Here is a 17,448-nt window from a genome sequence, read left to right on the forward strand (position 1 = left end):
TGGATCATCGAGGTCGTCGACGGCCTGGCCGCCAACGGCGAGGACAACAACGGCGCGGTCGAAGCCAAGGTCAAGGCTGAGGTCGAGGCCCTCTGCAAACGATTCCCCATCTACCCGGAGCTCTGAGGCCGCGTAGGGCGGGGTTCACCCCGCCATCCCCAAGGTCAGGAAAACCGCCGTGGACATCTCCACGGCGGTTTTTCATATCCCAGTCATGGCAAAAGACCGCGACATATCGAAATTCCTTTCCTACGTCCTGCGCCACGCCCCGCAGGAGATCGGACTGACGCTGGACGCAGGGGGCTGGACGCCGGTCGCGGACCTGCTGGATCGCGCGCCGATATCCCTCACCCGCACCCGCCTGGAACAGGTCGTCGCAGCCAGCGACAAGCAGCGCTTTGCGCTCTCGCCCGACGGCACCCGGATCCGCGCCAACCAGGGCCATTCGATCCCGGTCGACCTGGGCCTGACACCCCTTTCCCCACCCGAAACGCTGTATCACGGCACCTATCCCGGCGCGCTCGATGCAATCCTGGCCAAGGGGCTGCGGCCGATGTCGCGCCACCATGTCCACCTCTCCCCGGACATCCAGACCGCCAAGAAGGTCGGCGCACGGCGCGGCAAACCGGTCATCCTTGCTGTCGCCGCCGGAAAGATGGCTGACGCGGGTGCCCTTTTCTACCGCTCCGAAAACGGCGTCTGGCTGGTGGATCATGTCCCGCCCGCACAGCTCGCACGTCTCGACGATTGAAGCCGACCGGGCTTTCCCCGCGCCCGGATTCGCCTAGGGTGGGCCTGACGCCAACAGACATGAGGCCCACCATGCAGATCCACCGCGCCGGCTCCCGCCCCTCCGTCACACCGAACCCCGATTATTTTACCGGCACCGTCCGATTCGACCCAGTAATTTCAGCCCCCGAACCAGCCCGCGTACAGGCCGTCGTCGTCACCTTCGAACCGGGCGCCCGCACCGCCTGGCACACGCATCCGCTGGGCCAGACCCTGCGCATCCTCTCCGGCCTCTGCCTTGCCCAGAAAGAGGGCGAGCCGGTGCAGGAACTCCGCCCCGGCGACACGGTCTGGTTTGCCCCGGGCGAGAAACACTGGCACGGCGCCGCGCCCGACGTCGCCATGTCCCACCTCGCCATCCAGGAGGCACAGGACGGCAGCGCCGCCGACTGGCTCGAAAAAGTCTCGGACGCCGACTATGGCGGCCCCCGCGTCCCCTGACGCCGCGCCCCGCATTTCTTCTCCCCAAAAATACTCCTGGGGTGAATTGGCCGCAGGCCAAGAGGGGGCAGCGCCTCCTGCCCCAACCGCCAAGAGCGCGAAAGGTCAGGCATCCCTGACTGGCGCGCACAAACGGTCCGCGCCAAGACAGACCCATGACCACGACCAGACGCCTTGAACGCGCGCTCGGCGATTTCACCCGCGCACATCTTCCCACCGGCCTTGCCGACCTGCTGATGTTCCTGCTCAAGCAGGGCTGGGCCTGTCTCTTCGGCTTTCTCATGCTGGGGGGGCTGCTGGTCAGTGATCGCATCTGGCAGGACAGCTGGGCGATCCATCGTTATGACGCGCTCTTCCTCTATGCCCTCGGCCTCCAGCTCTCTTTCCTCGCCCTCAAGCTGGAAACCCTGACCGAGGCCAAGGTCATCCTGCTCTTTCACCTGACCGGCACGGCAATGGAACTGTTCAAGGTCAATGCCGGCAGCTGGGCCTACCCCGAAGACGCGCTGCTGAAATTCTATGGCGTGCCGCTGTTCTCGGGCTTCATGTACGCGGCGGTGGGCAGCTACATGGCCCGCGTCATCCGCATCTTCGACATGAAATTCGCTCCCTACCCGCCGTTCTGGACAACCGTGGCGCTGGCTGTGGCGATCTATGTCAACTTCTTTGCGCATCACTACCTGCCGGATGCGCGCTATGTCCTGATGGCGGCCACGGTGTTGCTGTTCGCGCGCACCCGCGTCTGGTTCACGATAAACCGCACGCGCCGCTGGATGCCGCTGCCCGTCGCGGCCTTCCTGACCTCGATCTTTCTCTGGATCGCCGAGAATGTCGGCACCAACACGAACACCTGGCTCTACAAGGGGCAGACCACGCTCGACCTCGTGCACCTGTCCAAGATGGGGTCGTGGTACCTGCTGCTTTACGTCAGCTTCACCACCGTGACGCTGGTCCTGCGCAACGCGCTCTCGCGCGCGCCGCTCACAGCCCCAGAACCAGCACCAGGATTGACGCCGTCAACACCGCGATCCCCAGCACCTCCCGCCGCGTGACGGTTTCCCGGAAGAACAGGACAGAGGCCGCCAGCGACAGGATCAGTTCCACCTGCCCCAGCGCGTAGACATAGGCCGCCTTTTGCAGGGTGAAGGCCGTAAACCAGCCCATCGTGCCCGCCATCGAGGTCAGCCCCAGCCAGACCGCGCGCCGCCGCGCCGCCCAGACCGCCGCCACCTGCCCCGGCTCGCGCCAGCGCAGCCAGAACGCCATGCCCAGGGTCTGCATGGCCGTCACACAGACCAGCGACAGCGCCGCACGCAGGACCGGGTCCTCGCTGGGCACCTCCAGCGTCGTGGCCCGATAGCCCACGCCGGCGACGGCAAAGAAGAACCCCGATCCCACACCCAAAAGGACCGCGCGGCTGCGCAGCCCGCGCCACAGCCCAGCCGCATCCGGCGTCTTGGACAACATCAGGACCCCCACCAGCCCGATTCCGATCGCCAGCCAGCCAAGCGGAGAGATCGCCTCGCCCAAGAGGACAAAGCCCATCAGCGCGGTCTGGATGACCTCGGTCTTCTTGAAGGTGATGCCCACGGCAAAGTTGCGCTCGCGGAAAGCCAGGACCACCAGCACCGTCGCCAGGATCTGCCCCAGTCCGCCGACAATGGCCCAGGGCCAGAAGGCAGGCCCAGGCGTGGGCAGGCTGGCCCCGGTCAGGCCCAGGTACAAAACCAAGACCACGGCCCCCGCTGGCATGGCGTAGGCAAAGCGCGCAAAAGTGCTGCCGGTGGCGCTGATATCGCCCGTCGCCAACAGTTTGTGCAGCATGAAACGCGCGGTCTGAAAGGTGGCCGCGCAGAGGGTGGCTATGATCCAGAGGTCCATGCCGCCATTAGGGGCAGCGGACCGGCAGGTGCAAGCGCAACGCGCCCCGGACCTGTTCCGGGGCCTCGCCGGACAGAGGTCCCGGGTCAGGCCCGGGACTGTGTCACGCCCGGGACAACGTCAGCCCCGGGGCCAGAGCGGATGCGGCACCGGGTCCTTGGCGCGCAGAAAATAGCGCCGGAACACCTCGACGTATGAGGCATAGCGGTAGCCCCCGTTGCGCGACAGGTAGCGCTGGCGGTCCTCGAAGTAGAGCTTCGGCAGCCGGTACCAGGGCACCATCGCGTGCATGTGGTGCACCACATGCAGGTTGTTGTTGAGAAAGATCAGCGCCAGCGGTCCGCGATCCTCGATGATCACCGTGCGTCCGCGCGCGTCCTCATGCGCGCGGTGCTCCAGAAAGGTGCGGATCTTCAGGATCGACAGCGCGCCGTAGGTGCTGAGCATGAAGGCCCAGAGCGGCATCCGGCCCAAAGCCGTCATCCACCAGATCACCACGACAACCGCCGGCCCATGCAGCGCCCACCCCAGGGCCACCCGCCGGTCCCCGCGCGCCACTGCGCGCAGGTCCGACAGGACAAAGGCCAGCGTGCCGAGAAATGGCCCCAACAGCATCCGCCCCGCCAGGGTATTGTTCACCCGCATCACCACCCGCGCCCAGCGCGGCAGGCGGTCCCAGATCCTGGGGTCCAGATAGTTGCTCTCTGGATCGTCGTAGGGATCGGTCAGGATCGAGTCCCGGTGATGCGCCAGATGCGTGTCCTTGAACCGCAGGTAAGGCACCACCAGCGACAGCGACGGAAAGACCAGCGTCCCGTTCCAGAACCGCGACTTGAATGGGTGCCCATGCAGCATCTCATGCGTCAGCGAGGAATGCAGCGCCGCGCCCAGTGTCACCAGGACCATGCCCAGCGGCAGCCAGAGGGCCGCCGCCCATGTCGTCCCCAGCGCCCAAAGACCATAACACGCCGCCAAGAGCACCAGCGTCGGCCATTCCAGCCCGCGCAGCCGCTCAGACATGCCGGCCCCAGCGAATGCCGGACCAGACACGCTCATAAACCAGGTAGGACAGGAACCCGATCACGGCGTTCACCACCGCCATCCCGCCGCCGACCGCCAGCGAACCGGTAAAGGCCAAGCCCACCCCGGCCATGACCACCAATCCCAGTGCCGTCCACAAGACGGATTTCACAAGCGTACGCGCCCGCGTTTCCATAAAACCTCCGAATGTTCTGATCTCGGGGCCAAGGTAACGGCTGCGTGAGGGATCGGGCATCCTGTCTATGGTTCACATTTCTCGCTTTATGTGACAAAAATCACAGTATGGTAGAAATTCTCGACAAACGGGCCCGCGCGGACCTGCTGCGCAAACGGCTGGCCGAGGCGATGCGGCAGGCGGGGTCGAACCAGACCGCGCTGGCGCGGGCCGTGGGTGTGGACCGGTCGACCATCTCGCAACTGCTCAAGGACACCGGCGCGCGCCTGCCCAATGCCCATCTGGTCGGGTCCTGCGCGCAGGCGCTCGGCGTATCGTCGGACTGGCTGTTGGGCCTCTCAGACCGGCCTGAATCCGCCGCAGACCTGCTGGCCACTTCGCTGACCCTGACAGAGGCGCCCCGGGCGCTGGTGGACGAACAGGTCTTTCGCTGGCACCGCGAGGCGGAGGGCTACAAGATCCGCCATGTCCCCGCCGCGCTTCCCGATATGCTCAAGACGCGGGCCGTTCTGGAATGGGAATACGGCCCGCACCTGGGCCGCACCACCGAACAGGCGATCAACGCGTCCGAGGATCGGCTGGAATGGATTCGCGCCTCGAAATCAGACTACGAGATCGCCCTGCCGCTCTACGAACTCGAAAGTTTCGCCGAGGGCGTGGGCTATTACAACGGTGTCCCGGCCGAGGTCCGGCGGGTCCAGCTCGCGCAACTGGCCGAGCTGAGCGCGACGCTCTATCCCCGATTGCGGATCTACCTCTTTGATGCCCGGCGCCTCTACTCCGCCCCGGTCACGGTCTTCGGACCGCTGCTGGCGGTGCTCTACATGGGCCGCAACTACCTGGCTTTTCGGGATACAGAGCGGGTGACAGCCATCACCCGCCATTTCGACCACCTGGTGAAAGAAGCCAGCATCACCGCCCGCGCCCTGCCCGACCACGTCAAGGCGCTGGCAGCAAAGGTGCGGGGATAGATTGGGGGGGGGCGGCCTGCGCCGCCCGTCACCTCAATAGGGCATCGGATGCGCCTTGTGGACCTCGTCCAGCCGGGCCAGCAGGTCGTCGGAAAGCACCAGCTCGCTGGCCCCCAGCAGGTGGTCCAGCTGGTCCATCGTCGTCGCGCCAAAGATCGAGGAGGCCACGAAGGGACGCCGCGCCGACCAGGCCAGCGCCATGTGCACCGGGTCCAGGCCGAACTCCCGCGCCACGCCAAGATAGGCCTCGACTGCCTCGAAGACACGGGGGCTCAACCGCCCGCCCATCGTCTCGTTCAGCGACATGCGCGAGCCTTCGGGCACCGCGCCGCCCTGGTATTTGCCGGTCAGGAACCCGGCCCCAAGCGGCGAGAAGGGCAGCAGGCCCACGTCCTCGTAGACCATCAGTTCTGCCAGGTCGGTGTCGGCCAGACGGCAGAGCAGCGAGTATTCGTTCTGGATAGAGGCCACGCGCGGCCCGCCTGTGCGCTTCGCCGTCTCCAGCCACAGCGCCGTTCCCCAGGCGCTTTCGTTCGACAGGCCAAAGGCGCGGATCGTGCCCCGCTCGACCTCGGCCTGCAGGGCGCCCAGGCAATCCTCGATGTCCGCCACCACCTGTTCGCGCGTCCAGCCCGACTGCGACGGGTCATAGCGCCAGTTCTTGCGGAACATGTAGCTGCCCCGGTTTGGCCAGTGGAACTGGTAGAGGTCGATGTAATCGGTCTTGAGCCGTTTCAGCGACCCTTCCAGGGTCTCGCGGATCGTCTTGGAGGTGATCGGCGCCCCGTCGCGCGCCAGGCTGCCCTCGCCGGAATGCTTGGTGGCCAGGATCCAGTCCGACCGGCGCCCCGAGGCGGCGTTCCAGTCACCGATGACTTCCTCCGTCCGGCCATAGGTCTCGGCCCGGACCGGGTTCACCGGGTACATCTCGGCGGTGTCCATGAAATTGATGCCGGCCTCCAGCGCCCGGTCGATCTGGCGGTGGGCCTCTGCGGGCGGGGTCTGGTTGCCGAAGGTCATCGTGCCCAGGCACAGTTCGGACACCATCAGGCCGGTGCGGCCCAGCGGGTTCATCTTCATGGGAAAGGCCCTTGTCTGAAATCTTTGGTTGGGGGCCAAGATGACAGGCCCAGCCCGGATGGCAAGGGGCAGCGGTCCCGGCACATTTCCGTCGGGCAAGCCGGACTCCGCGCTTGAGAACAAAATGGGAACATTGTATCTTCGGCGCCATGACGATGGCCCCTGCCCTGCTTTCGCGCCGCCCCCATGCGCCGCCCCCCGCGCTGGTTCTGTGGCGCGACATCACGCTGCCGCTTGCCCGCGTGCATGAACTGTGCGGACAGGCCCGGCGCACGCTGGCGCTGCATGTCGCGGCGCAGGCGGGCGGGCCGGTGATCTGGATCAGCCGCCGCCACGCCCCGGATCAGCTCAACCCCTGCGGTGTGCAGGCGATCCTGCCGCCGGGCGAGCTGATCTTTGCCGCCACCGACCGCCCCGATGACAGCCTCTGGGCCATGGAAGAGGCCCTGCGCAGCGGCGCGGCGCCGGTGGTGGTGGCCGACCTGGCAGACCCGCCCGCCATGACCCCGGTGCGCCGGTTGCACCTTGCGGCAGAGGCCGGGGCAGGCATGGGGCTGTGCCGTCCGCTGGGGTTGATCCTGACGCCGGGCACGGGTGGTGCACCGGGGGTGGAAACGCGGTTTCGCTGCGATCCCGTCCATGCGCCGGGACAGACCGCCTGGCGCATAGACCGGCTGCGCGCCCGGATGCAGCCGCCCAAGACCTGGCGGCTGGAGGGGGGCAAACTGCACGGCTGGGCCGCCCCCGACTGAGCAAGGCACCAAACCCGAAACGACAAGAATATGTCGCGAAGCCACCTGACTTCTGCCGCCCAAGCGGGCAGAAACACGACATGCGCCTGTTTATCTCCTTTGCCTCGCTCTTTCTTTCGGTCATCCTGCTGCAGCTTTCCTCGGGCAGCGTCGGCCCGCTCGACGCTCTGTCCGGGCTGGCACTGGACTTCACGACCACCCAGATCGGCCTACTGGGCTCGGCGCATTTCGCCGGGTTCTTCATCGGCTGCTGGTGGGCGCCGCGCCTCATGGGATCGGTGGGACATACGCGCGCCTTCGCCGCCTTCACCGCCCTGGGCACCATCGGTATCCTGGGCCACGTCCTGGTGGAAAACCCCTATGCCTGGGCTGCGCTGCGGATCGGCCAGGGGCTGTGCGTGGCAGGCTGTTACACGGTGATCGAGGCCTGGCTGCACGCCAAGGTCACGAACGAAACCCGCGGCCGCGCCACCGGCGCCTATCGCCTCGCCGACCTCGGCGCCTCGCTGAGCGCCCAGCTGATGATCTCGATCCTGCCGCCGGCGCATTACGTCAGCTACACGCTGCTGGCGCTGCTCTGCACCGCCGCCCTGCTGCCCCTGACGCTGAGCCGGCTGCGCCCGCCGGAAACCCCCGACGCGCCCCGCCTGGACCCGGGCCTTGCCTGGGCACGCTCGCCGCTGGCGGTGGCCGGGGTGCTGGTGGCCGCGCTGTCCAGCTCCTCTTTCCGGATGGTCGGCCCGCTCTACGGCACCGGCGTCGGGCTGGAGACCGCGCAGATCGCTTTTTTCCTGGCCTCCTTCGTGGCCGGAGGCGCGCTGGCGCAATATCCCGTGGGTTGGCTGGCTGACCGCTATGACCGGCGCTGGGTGCTGGTCTGGCTGTCGGCCGCAGCCATCGCCAGCTGTACGCTGACCGCGCTGGCCTCGGGCCTGCCGACGCTGGGGATAATGCTGACCGCCGCCATATTCGGCCTGACCACCTTTCCGATCTTCTCGATCGCCGCCGCCCATGCGCATGACTTTGCCGCCAGCGAGGAACGCATCGCGCTTTCGGCCGCGCTGATGTTCTGGTTCGCCGTGGGCGCCATTGCCGCGCCCTGGTTCGCCTCGGTCCTGATCGAGCTATACGGCCCGCCTGCCCTCTTTGTCATGATAGCTGCGGGCCATGCAGTGCTGGTGGTCTTCGGCCTGATCCGGATGCGCAAGCGCCGCGCCTCGGAATCCCGCACCCGCTACATCTACACGCCCCGCTCGACCTTCCTGGTGGGCCGCCTGCTGTCGGGGACCCGCGAACGCTCCAATCAGGAGGATTGAGCCTCCGGCTGGTCGTCCTCCGCCTCCTGCTCGGCCTGGTCGATGGCCCAGGCGCTGGCCGCTTCCAGCGCCACCGGCGACGAGGTCGGCAGGATGCCCAGGTAGCTGTCGGTTTCGTCGACCGGGACACCGGCCCGCTGTGTCATACGGTAAAGCGCGTAAAGCCCGATCGCCCCGAAAGTGCCGGACATGAAAAGCCAGAAGGCCCCCGCCCCGGCGTGCTGCATGGCCCAACCTGTCGCCAGCGGCCCCACGATGGCGCCCAGGCCAAAGGTAAAGACCAGCCCGCCCGAGGCCGCCGCCATGTCCTCGGCTTCGAGAAAGTCATTCGTGTAGGCCAGGAACAGCGCGTAGAGCGGCGCCGTCACACCGCCGGCGAAAAAGGCCGAGATGGTGAGCAACCAGAACCCGCCGCCAGAGAACCAGCCGAGCACGCCGGAGACCCCGCCGATCACCGCGGCCACCAAGATCAGCAGGCGCCGGTCCAACCGGTCCGACAGCCAGCCGATGGGGTATTGCAGCACCAGCGCCCCGGCAAACAGCGTGGCGATAAAGGTGGCGATCTGTGTCGCGCTCAGGCCGATCTCGGTGCCATAGACGGCCCCCATGCCCGATTGCGTGGCATAGACCGTGCCCAGCAGAAAGATCCCGACCGTTCCAAGGGGCGAGGAGACGAACAATTTTCGCAGGGGCATGGGGCGCGACACCTCGGCCGCGGGAACAGGGGTCGCCGACAGCAGGATCGGCGCGAAGGACACCGACACCAGGATCGACGCGCCGATGAACAGCACCGAGGTTCCGGCATCACCCAGCATCAACAGGCCCTGCGCGCCGATGATGCCCAGTGTCTGCGCGATCATGTAGGCCGACAGCACCGTGCCGCGGGTCTCGTTCGTGGACGCGTTGTTCAGCCAGCTTTCGGCGGTGACATAGACCCCGGACATGCAGAACCCGATGACGATCCGCAGCACCGTCCAGGCCCAGGGGTCGGCGGCCAGCGGAAAGGCGATCAACCCCGCCGACATGAAGCTGCCCAGCGCGGCAAAGACCCGGACATGGCCGACTCGGCGGATCAGCTTGGGCGTCAGTTGCGCCCCCGACAGGAAGCCGACGAAATAGCCCGAGGTGACAATGGCCAGCTCCGCCGCCGAAAACCCCTCGATCCCGCCGCGCAGGCCGATCAGGGTGAAATGCATGCCATTGCCCAGCATGATCAGGACGATGCCGACAAGCAGGGCCCAGACTCCTGAGATTACCGAATTCATGCGACGTCCTTTCGTGGTTCGCCGGATGGCGGTCCTGGTCAGCGCCGCCTCGCACGCGGCAGGCCGCACTTCCCGTGTCGCAACGCCACCTTTGCGTCCGTTTGCGACAAAGCGGGGGCGCCCTCTGGTCCTCGGGCCGCTTGGCGGCTAAACCGTGCGCAAACCCCGGTTCTGACAGAAGCGCAAATCATGGCCCGACACCTCATCACTTCAGCCATTCCCTACATCAATGGCATCAAGCATCTCGGGAATCTGGTCGGCTCGCAGCTGCCCGGCGACCTCTATGCCCGCTACCTACGCGCGCGCGGGCACGAGGTGCTGTATCTCTGTGCGACCGACGAACATGGCACCCCCGCCGAACTGGCCGCCGCCAAGGCGGGCAAGCCGGTGGCGGACTACTGTGCCGAGATGTGGGAAGTGCAGGCGAAACTGGCCGAGGGGTTCCGGCTGTCTTTCGACCACTTCGGGCGCTCGTCCTCGGACCAGAACCGCAAGCTGACCCAGCATTTCGCCAAGGTGCTGGACGACAACGGGCTGATCCGAGAAGTCTCGGAAACCCAGATGTATTCCAAGGCCGACGGCCGTTTCCTGCCTGACCGCTACATTGAGGGCACCTGCCCCAACTGTGGCTTTGACTCGGCCCGCGGCGACCAGTGCGACAACTGCACGAAACAGCTCGACCCGGTCGACCTGATCAACCCGCATTCCACCATCTCCGGATCCACGGATCTGGAAATGCGCGAGACGAAACACCTCTACCTCTGCCAGTCCAAGATGAAGGACCAGATCGAGGAATGGATCGACACGCGCGTCGGCTGGCCCGTCCTGACCACCTCCATCGCCAAGAAATGGCTGAACGACGGCGACGGGCTCCAGGACCGTGGCATCACCCGCGATCTCGACTGGGGCGTGCCGGTGCAAAAGGGCGATGAGCCCTGGCCCGGGATGGAGGGCAAGGTCTTTTACGTCTGGTTCGACGCGCCCATTGAATACATCGCCTGCGGGCAGGAATGGGTCGACGCGGGCAAGGGCGACAGCTGGGAACGCTGGTGGCGCACCGACAAGGGCGCGGACGACGTCCGTTACACCCAGTTCATGGGCAAGGACAACGTTCCCTTCCACACCCTGTCCTTCCCGGTCACGATCCTGGGCAGCGGCGAGCCGTGGAAGCTGGTCGATTACATCAAGTCCTTCAACTACCTCAACTATGACGGCGGCCAGTTCAGCACCTCGCGCGGGCGCGGTGTCTTCATGGACCAGGCGCTGGATATCCTGCCCGCCGACTACTGGCGCTGGTGGCTGCTGAGCCATGTTCCGGAAACCTCGGACAGCGAATTCACCTGGGAATCGTTCCAGTCGGGCGTCAACAAGGACCTGGCGGATGTGCTGGGCAACTTTGCCTCCCGCGTGACGAAATTCTGCCGCTCGAAATTCTCTGAGGCCGTGCCCGAGGGCGGCACCCCGGGCGAGGCCGAGGCGCGGCTGATCGCCGACCTGACGGCCAAGGTCCGCGAGTACGAGACCCATATGGAGGCCATCGAGATCCGCAAGGCCGCAGCAAGCCTGCGCGCGGCCTGGGTGCTGGGCAACGAGTACCTGCAAGAGGTCGCCCCCTGGACCACCTTCAAGACGGACCCGGACCAGGCCGCGATGCAGATCCGCCTGGCGCTGAACCTGATCCGGCTCTACGCGGTGATCTCCTCACCCTTCATCCCCGATGCCTGCGCCGACCTCCTGAAGGCGATGCACGCCGAGGATGCCGACTGGCCCGACGACGTCGAGGCGGCCCTGACCGCCCTGCCCGTGGGCCATGCCTTTACTGTGCCGGACGTCACCTTCCGCAAGATCACCGACGCCGAGCGCGAAGAATGGCAGGAACGCTTCGCAGGCAAGCGGGACTGATCCGCGCGCGCCTGTGGAACCGAACCGCCCACAGCGCGTTCGGTCCGCATGTCGCAGCAGAAAACCCGTGATCTAACGCAAGGGCCCGTCGGACGGGCCCTTTTCCGTGTCTCCGCCCCGATGAGCATCGGCATTCTCGGCGTGCTCTCGGTCGGTCTTGCCGATGCCGCCTTTCTGGCCCGTGCGGGCGACGTGCCGCTGACCGCAATCGGCTTCATCTACCCCGCCATCATCGCATTGACCTCGTTGTCGATCGGCATGGGCGCGGGGACCTCGGCGGTGGTCAGCCAGGCGCTGGGGCGCGAGGGCGGCTCTGACGCGACAGCCGCCCGCCTCGCGCTGCATTCGCTGATCTTCGCAGCCGCGCTGGCCATCTGCGCCGCGCTGGCTTTTTACCTGTCCGCGCCCTGGCTGTTCGAACTGATGGGCGCGAAAGGCGCGGTGAAAGAGGCGGTTCTGTCCTACCTCCCCTGGTGGTGCGCCAGCTTTGTCCCGATGGTCGCGGGCATGGGGCTGAATGCGGTTTTCCGCGCCGGAGGAGAAAGCGGCATCGCCGCCACGGTGATGACCCTGCAATCGCTCGTCAACATCGCCCTCGACCCGATCTTCATCTTTGGAGTTGGCGTCGTTCCCGCACTGGGCACCGAGGGCGCCGGAATCGCCACCTGCATCGCGCGCGTCGTCGGTTTTGCCGGCCTGCTGACCTTTGCCATCCGCAGCGGGCGACTGTCGCTCTCGCGCAACTGCCTGGCCGGCATCGGCGACAGCCTTCGGCGCATCGCCCGCATCGGTGGACCGGCGGCAGCCTCGAACGCGATCAACCCGCTGGGCCTGTCGCTCGTGACGTCCGCCGCAGCCACGCTGGGCGATGCCGCCGTGGCAGGGTTCGGGGCCGCCACCCGCCTGCAATCGCTGTTGTTCGTGCCGATGCTGGCCCTGTCGGCCGGAATCGGACCGGTGGTCGGCCAGGCCTGGGGGGCAGAGAAATTCGCCCGCGCGCAACGGGCGGTCCGCCTGACCTTCCTGACCTGCCTTGGCTATGGCGCGGTGCTCTCGGGCGCGCTGATGTTTGCCGCGCCCTGGCTTGCCACGCTCATGACCGATGGCGGCGCGGCAGCGGCGGATGCAACGACCTACCTGCGCTGGGGCAGTCTCGGGTTCTTCGGCTACGGCATCCTCGTCACGGCCAATGCCGCGATGAACGCCCGCGACCGCGCGCTCTGGTCGATGGCGCTCTCGGCCAGCCGAATCGCACTGGTCTATGTGCCGTTGGCCTGGGCGGGGGCCGCACTTTTCGGCTTTGCCGGGATCACCGCCGCATTTGTGCTGGCCAATCTCTGGGCGGTCCTGGTCGCGCTTGTGCTCTGCCGCGCCGCCGGTCTGCTGGACCTGTCCCTGCCCCGGGCCAGCCACGGCGACAGAACCTTCGCCCGCGATTGACAGCCCGTCCGGCGCTTGCTACCTCGCGCGCCTCATCGCACAGGGACAAGACATGGCACGCAGGCGCAAGGGACGCGACATTTCCGGCTGGTTGATCGTGGACAAACCCGCCGGGCTGACCTCGACGGCCGTGGTCAACAAGGTCCGCTGGGCGCTGGACGCGAAAAAGGCCGGTCATGCCGGCACGCTGGATCCCGAGGCAACCGGCGTTCTGGCCGTGGCCCTGGGCGAGGCGACAAAGACCGTGCCCTATATCACCGACGCGCTGAAGGCTTACCGATTCACGGTGCGCTTCGGGCAAGCCACCAATACCGACGACGCCGAAGGCGAGGTGATCGCCAGTTCCGACGCCCGGCCATCGGACGAGGATATCAAGGAGGCACTGCACGGGTTCGTCGGAGAGATCATGCAGGTCCCGCCGCAGTTCTCGGCGGTCAAGATCGACGGAGAGCGCGCCTACAAACGCGCCCGCGACGGCGAGGAGATGGAGATCGCCGCCCGCCCACTCTGGGTCGAGGAACTGCTGCTGACCGATCGCCCCGACCCGGACACCGCCGTTCTGGAAATGACCTGTGGCAAGGGCGGCTATGTCCGCTCCATCGCCCGCGACCTGGGAAAGACCCTTGGCTGTCATGGCCATGTCGTCACCCTGCGCCGCCTCTGGTCCGGCCCGTTTGAGGCAGACCAGGGCATCACGCTGGAGCAGATCGACGCGCTGGCCCGCACGCCGGAGCTGGACACCCACCTGCTGCCCTTGGAAACCGGCCTGGCCGATCTGCCAGAGCTGAAATGCACCGCCCAGGGCGCAGCGCGCCTGCGCAACGGAAACCCCGGCATGGTGGTGCCCGGTGACGCCGAGTACGGCGACGAGGCATGGGCCAGCTTCGAGGGTCAACCCGTGGCCGTCGGCCGTTTCAAGGCGGGCGAGTTGCACCCCAGCCGGGTCTTCAACCTGGCGGGCTGAGCGCCCTGCCGCCGGGGACGGTGGGCGGGGCGACTTGCGCAAAGCGCAAGAGCGCCGTTCCCGTCACCGCAAGACGTCCAGCCAGGACCGCAGCGCGTCAAGGGACTCCGGCTCGTCCAGAAAGGGGATATGGCCGCGTCCCGGCACCACGGCCGCAATCATGTCGGGTCGCCGCCGCCGCATTTCCGCAAAACAATCCGGTGTCAGCAGGTCGGAGTTTTCCCCGCGCAGCGCACAGAGCGGCAAGCCCTCCAGCGCATCGAACAGCGGCCAGAGGTCTGGCATGGGCTGCGCGCCCCCGTCCAGCACGGCCTCGCGCAGCTTCGCATCATAGGTCAGCTCCAGCCCGTCCTCGGTCTGGACGAACAGCCGCTCCGCCTCTTCCAGCCAACGGCTCTCCGGCACGCCGACAAAGCCGGTCATGACCTCGGCGCGCCGCTGCGCCACCTCGGCCAGCGTCTTCTGCGGCGGCTTGCGGCCCAGGTAGCCCTCGATCACCTTCAGTCCCGGCTCGGCGATCTCGGGGCCGATGTCGTTCAACGCCACGCCCAGCAGGCGGTCCCTGGCCGTCGCCGCCAGAACCATGGCGATCAACCCGCCGCGCGATGTGCCCAGGATCGCCGCCTTTTCCAGCCCCAGGTGGTCCAGAAGCTCCAGCGCATCGCGGCCCTCGACCGGGATCTGGTAGGTCTCATGCGGCGCCCAGCCCGACTTTCCCCGTCCGCGATAGTCCAGCCGGATCAGCCGAACGCCCTCCAGGTGCGGCGCCACGAAATCGAAATCGCGCCCGTCCCGCGTCAACCCCGCAAGGCAGAGCAGCGGCAGCCCCTCTCCCTCGTCGCGGTAGTACAGGGAAATCCCGTCAGAGGTCTGGAAATCGGGCATCACACAAGCTCCGGAATGGTGGTCAGGTCAGTCAGGACATGTTTCGGCTGCGCCATCAACCGATCCATCGGCAGGCCCATGCGGTTCACCCAGGCGGTCTCGAACCCATAGGCCGCCGCCCCCGCTGCGTCCCAGCCATTCGAGGAGACGAACAGCACCTCGTCGGGCGCACAGCCAAATTCGGCGCCCACGAGGTCATAGACCGCCCGCGCCGGTTTGAAGATGCCCACCTGTTCCACCGACAGCACCGCGTGCAGGAATTCCCCGATGCCCGCGCTGTCCACCGCGCCGTTCAGCATGTCGCGATTGCCGTTCGACAGGATCGCCGCGCCAATGCCCTGCGCCCTCAGCCGGGCCAGCATCATCGGCACCTCGCGGTAAGCCGGCAGTTCCCAGTAGAGCGCCAGCAGGCGTTCGCGCAGCTCCATGTCGTCGAGGCCCGCGCGTTCCATCGCCCAGTCCAGCCCGTCCTTGGTCACCTGCCAGAAGGGAACGTAATCGCCCGTGACCGCCCGCAGCCAGCTGTATTCCAGCTGTTTCGCACGCCAGTCCGCGGCCAGTTGCGGCCAGACCTCGGCCAGCGCACCGCGCCCCGGTTCCTCTGCCGCGACCCGCGCCGCGGCGGCCACGTCGAACAACGTGCCATAGGCATCGAACACGCAAACCTTGATGGCCATGATCGCTTTCCTCCCCGCATCCGGCGCCACCCTGACATGGCCCGGGACGCTGGAAAACCCCGATCCGGGCGCCATTTCCGTGCTCCAGCGCCATTCTGAGCCAAGAAGCCGGTTTGCAAACCGGCGTTGGCACGCGTAGTCTAGGCCAAATCCGAGCACCCGGGACGGCCCCGGCCTCACCCAATCACCCCCCTGACAGACAGAGGTTTCCCATGACGCAGGTCAAGACCGGCGACACCGTGCGCATTCATTACACCGGCACACTCACCGATGGCTCCACCTTCGATTCCAGCCAGGGCCGCGACCCGCTGGAATTCACCGTCGGCTCCGGCCAGATCATCCCCGGCCTCGACAAGGCCATCCCGGGCATGACGGTCGGCGACAAGAAGACCGTCCAGGTTCCCGCCGAGGACGCCTATGGCGAGACAAACCCCGAGGCGCGCCAGGACGTGCCGCGCGCCGAGATCCCCGACGACATCCCGCTTGACCTCGGCACCCAGCTGCAGGTGCAGGCACAGGGCGGACAGGTGCTGCCCGTGACCGTCGTCGCCGTGACCGAAGAGGTCGTGACGCTGGACGCCAACCACCCGCTGGCGGGCAAGGACCTGACCTTCGACATCGAGCTGGTCGAGATCGCCTGAGCCTTCAGGAAAAGATTGCGCCGGGGACCATTCCCCCGGCATTCTGGGCCTGTCGTTTTCAACAGACAGGCCCTTTTCATGTCCGATTTCCTGCGTCCCCTGATCGCCGCCCTTACCTGCCTGACCCTCGCCGCCCCGGTCCGGGCCGGCGAATGGACGCAGCTTGACCCCCAGGACTACGGCGACTGCAGCCTGCGGTTCGATGGCGTCATCGAACCCGGCAACCTGATGCGCGCCGCCGAACAGGATGTGTTGAGCGGCTTCAACGCCCGCATCTGCCTGAACAGCCCTGGTGGCTCACTGGGCGAGGTGCTGAATTTCCTCAAGGCGGCCAATGGCGACACTGGCGGGTTCTTCTTCGGCACCCGCGTGCAGACAGGAGACGAATGCCTGTCCTCCTGCGCGATCCTCTTCATGTTCGGCCAGGCCTTCGGCGCCAACAGCCCCTACCCCAGCCGCCAGCTGGAACCGGGGGCAAAGCTGGGCTTTCATTCGCCCTTTATCCGCGATGGCGCCAATCCCGCCGCCTCGGATGCCGAGGTCTTTCGGGTCGCTCTGCAAGTGGCCAAGCTGCTGGCTGACAGTTCCTACAAGGCACTGACCGCCGCGGGACCCGCGCTGCCGCCCGAACTGCTGGCCATCGTGCTGGGCACGCCGTCGGCAGACATGCGTTATGTCGACACGATCGCCGAGGCCAAGCTGATGGACATCGAGCTGACCGAGGATCTGGAGTACCGCGCCGTCTTTCCCGACACCCGCGCGAGTTTCGACCAGATCTACCGCCGCATCTGCATCAGCAGCCATACGCTGACCTACCGCCAGCATTTCGTGCGCGAAGGCTATGACTTTGCCGATCTCGTCGCGCGCACGGCGGACCCGACCTACCAGAGTGCCGACTATGTCGTTCACGTCAGGGAACGCGATCCCGCGACCGGAACCGGCCCGGAACGGCGCCGCGCCCTGCTGACCGGGCCAAGCTACAGCGTCCCCGGCTGGTTCAGCGCGGGCGCGCAGCAGTACTGCCGGGTCGACCTGTCTGTCGAACCGGCGCCTGGCGGTCTGCGCGTGACCTCGTATTCCGTCGATTTCGGCGCGGCCATCAGCGCCGACCTCACCCGCATGCCCGACTGGGCGGGCGAGGTTCAGGTGACACGCGGCGGCCTGCTCCCTCTGGACACCCGGTACTGAGCGCCCCCCTTCCGGTCCGCTGTCCCACGCGCTAAACCAT

Annotated in this window: 18 protein-coding genes; 11 read left to right on the forward strand and 7 right to left on the reverse strand. The window is 66.8% G+C overall.

The window, feature by feature from the left end:
* The first annotated feature begins 178 nt into the window (after window positions 1-178).
* The 3 genes from KZZ07_RS09330 to KZZ07_RS09340 all read left to right on the forward strand — a co-directional run bounded on the left by KZZ07_RS09330 (window position 179) and on the right by KZZ07_RS09340 (window position 2,282).
* Window positions 179-751 (forward strand): RNA 2'-phosphotransferase, encoded by a 573-nt coding sequence (locus KZZ07_RS09330; RefSeq protein ID WP_300533747.1) that lies wholly within the window; start codon window positions 179-181, stop codon window positions 749-751.
* 71 nt (window positions 752-822) lie between these two features.
* Complete coding sequence (locus KZZ07_RS09335; protein ID WP_219513723.1) at window positions 823-1,230, forward strand: (R)-mandelonitrile lyase; 408 nt, start codon at window positions 823-825, stop codon at window positions 1,228-1,230.
* A 155-nt stretch (window positions 1,231-1,385) separates the two neighbouring features.
* Window positions 1,386-2,282: a DUF817 domain-containing protein gene (locus KZZ07_RS09340; protein WP_219513724.1), complete on the forward strand. Its 897-nt coding sequence runs from the start codon at window positions 1,386-1,388 to the stop codon at window positions 2,280-2,282.
* Here the strand turns inward: KZZ07_RS09340 and KZZ07_RS09345 are convergent.
* The 3 genes from KZZ07_RS09345 to KZZ07_RS09355 all read right to left on the reverse strand — a co-directional run bounded on the left by KZZ07_RS09345 (window position 2,212) and on the right by KZZ07_RS09355 (window position 4,327).
* On the reverse strand, window positions 2,212-3,111 hold the full coding sequence (locus KZZ07_RS09345) for a DMT family transporter (protein WP_219513726.1): 900 nt from the start codon (window positions 3,109-3,111) through the stop codon (window positions 2,212-2,214). The genes KZZ07_RS09340 and KZZ07_RS09345 overlap by 71 nt on opposite strands.
* A gap of 120 nt (window positions 3,112-3,231) precedes the next feature.
* Entirely contained in the window at window positions 3,232-4,131 is a 900-nt protein-coding gene (locus KZZ07_RS09350) for a fatty acid desaturase (protein WP_219513728.1), read from the reverse strand.
* Entirely contained in the window at window positions 4,124-4,327 is a 204-nt protein-coding gene (locus KZZ07_RS09355) for a DUF2061 domain-containing protein (protein ID WP_219513730.1), read from the reverse strand. Before KZZ07_RS09355 ends, KZZ07_RS09350 begins: the two co-directional genes overlap by 8 nt.
* A 107-nt stretch (window positions 4,328-4,434) precedes the next feature.
* On the opposite strand from KZZ07_RS09355, the gene KZZ07_RS09360 reads away from it, so the two are divergent.
* The gene (locus KZZ07_RS09360; protein ID WP_219513732.1) at window positions 4,435-5,298 is read left to right on the forward strand and encodes a helix-turn-helix domain-containing protein; all 864 of its coding nucleotides are present in this window, start codon (window positions 4,435-4,437) and stop codon (window positions 5,296-5,298) included.
* 33 nt (window positions 5,299-5,331) lie between these two features.
* Here KZZ07_RS09360 and KZZ07_RS09365 read toward each other — a convergent pair whose 3' ends face one another.
* Window positions 5,332-6,378 carry an aldo/keto reductase gene (locus KZZ07_RS09365; protein WP_219513733.1) on the reverse strand — a complete coding sequence of 349 codons (1,047 nt, stop codon included), beginning with the start codon at window positions 6,376-6,378 and terminating at the stop codon, window positions 5,332-5,334.
* A 155-nt stretch (window positions 6,379-6,533) separates the two neighbouring features.
* On the opposite strand from KZZ07_RS09365, the gene KZZ07_RS09370 reads away from it, so the two are divergent.
* Both KZZ07_RS09370 and KZZ07_RS09375 read left to right on the forward strand, forming a co-directional pair.
* Window positions 6,534-7,130, forward strand: a complete 597-nt coding sequence (locus KZZ07_RS09370; protein ID WP_219513999.1) for an ImuA family protein — start codon at window positions 6,534-6,536, stop codon at window positions 7,128-7,130.
* Between the two features lie 80 nt (window positions 7,131-7,210).
* Window positions 7,211-8,446: an MFS transporter gene (locus KZZ07_RS09375; RefSeq protein ID WP_219513734.1), complete on the forward strand. Its 1,236-nt coding sequence runs from the start codon at window positions 7,211-7,213 to the stop codon at window positions 8,444-8,446.
* Here KZZ07_RS09375 and KZZ07_RS09380 read toward each other — a convergent pair.
* On the reverse strand, window positions 8,434-9,711 hold the full coding sequence (locus KZZ07_RS09380; protein WP_219513735.1) for an MFS transporter: 1,278 nt from the start codon (window positions 9,709-9,711) through the stop codon (window positions 8,434-8,436). The two genes, KZZ07_RS09375 and KZZ07_RS09380, sit on opposite strands and share 13 nt — an antisense overlap.
* A gap of 189 nt (window positions 9,712-9,900) precedes the next feature.
* Here KZZ07_RS09380 and metG point away from each other — a divergent pair, with 189 nt between their 5' ends.
* The 3 genes from metG (at window position 9,901) to truB (ending at window position 14,017) form a co-directional block, all read left to right on the forward strand.
* The gene (gene metG / locus KZZ07_RS09385; protein WP_219513736.1) at window positions 9,901-11,613 is read left to right on the forward strand and encodes a methionine--tRNA ligase; all 1,713 of its coding nucleotides are present in this window, start codon (window positions 9,901-9,903) and stop codon (window positions 11,611-11,613) included.
* Window positions 11,614-11,733: 120 nt separating this feature from the next.
* Window positions 11,734-13,053: an MATE family efflux transporter gene (locus tag KZZ07_RS09390; RefSeq protein WP_255564260.1), complete on the forward strand. Its 1,320-nt coding sequence runs from the start codon at window positions 11,734-11,736 to the stop codon at window positions 13,051-13,053.
* A 52-nt stretch (window positions 13,054-13,105) separates the two neighbouring features.
* A complete protein-coding gene (gene truB, locus KZZ07_RS09395; protein ID WP_219513738.1) occupies window positions 13,106-14,017 on the forward strand; it encodes a tRNA pseudouridine(55) synthase TruB in 912 nt (303 codons plus the stop codon).
* A gap of 63 nt (window positions 14,018-14,080) precedes the next feature.
* On the opposite strand, the gene KZZ07_RS09400 is transcribed toward truB, so the two are convergent.
* Both KZZ07_RS09400 and KZZ07_RS09405 read right to left on the reverse strand, forming a co-directional pair.
* Complete coding sequence (locus KZZ07_RS09400) at window positions 14,081-14,902, reverse strand: alpha/beta fold hydrolase (protein WP_219513740.1); 822 nt, start codon at window positions 14,900-14,902, stop codon at window positions 14,081-14,083.
* A complete protein-coding gene (locus tag KZZ07_RS09405) occupies window positions 14,902-15,579 on the reverse strand; it encodes a haloacid dehalogenase type II (RefSeq protein WP_219513742.1) in 678 nt (225 codons plus the stop codon). Before KZZ07_RS09405 ends, KZZ07_RS09400 begins: the two co-directional genes overlap by 1 nt.
* A gap of 212 nt (window positions 15,580-15,791) precedes the next feature.
* On the opposite strand from KZZ07_RS09405, the gene KZZ07_RS09410 reads away from it, so the two are divergent.
* Together KZZ07_RS09410 and KZZ07_RS09415 are read left to right on the forward strand one after the other, a co-directional pair.
* Window positions 15,792-16,220 (forward strand): FKBP-type peptidyl-prolyl cis-trans isomerase, encoded by a 429-nt coding sequence (locus KZZ07_RS09410; protein WP_219513743.1) that lies wholly within the window; start codon window positions 15,792-15,794, stop codon window positions 16,218-16,220.
* Window positions 16,221-16,298: 78 nt separating this feature from the next.
* Window positions 16,299-17,408, forward strand: a complete 1,110-nt coding sequence (locus KZZ07_RS09415; protein WP_219513744.1) for a hypothetical protein — start codon at window positions 16,299-16,301, stop codon at window positions 17,406-17,408.
* The last annotated feature ends 40 nt before the right edge of the window (window positions 17,409-17,448 follow it).

The sequence above is a fragment of the Mameliella sp. CS4 genome, from assembly GCF_019392335.1.
In the GTDB taxonomy this organism is placed as follows: Bacteria; Pseudomonadota; Alphaproteobacteria; order Rhodobacterales; family Rhodobacteraceae; genus Antarctobacter.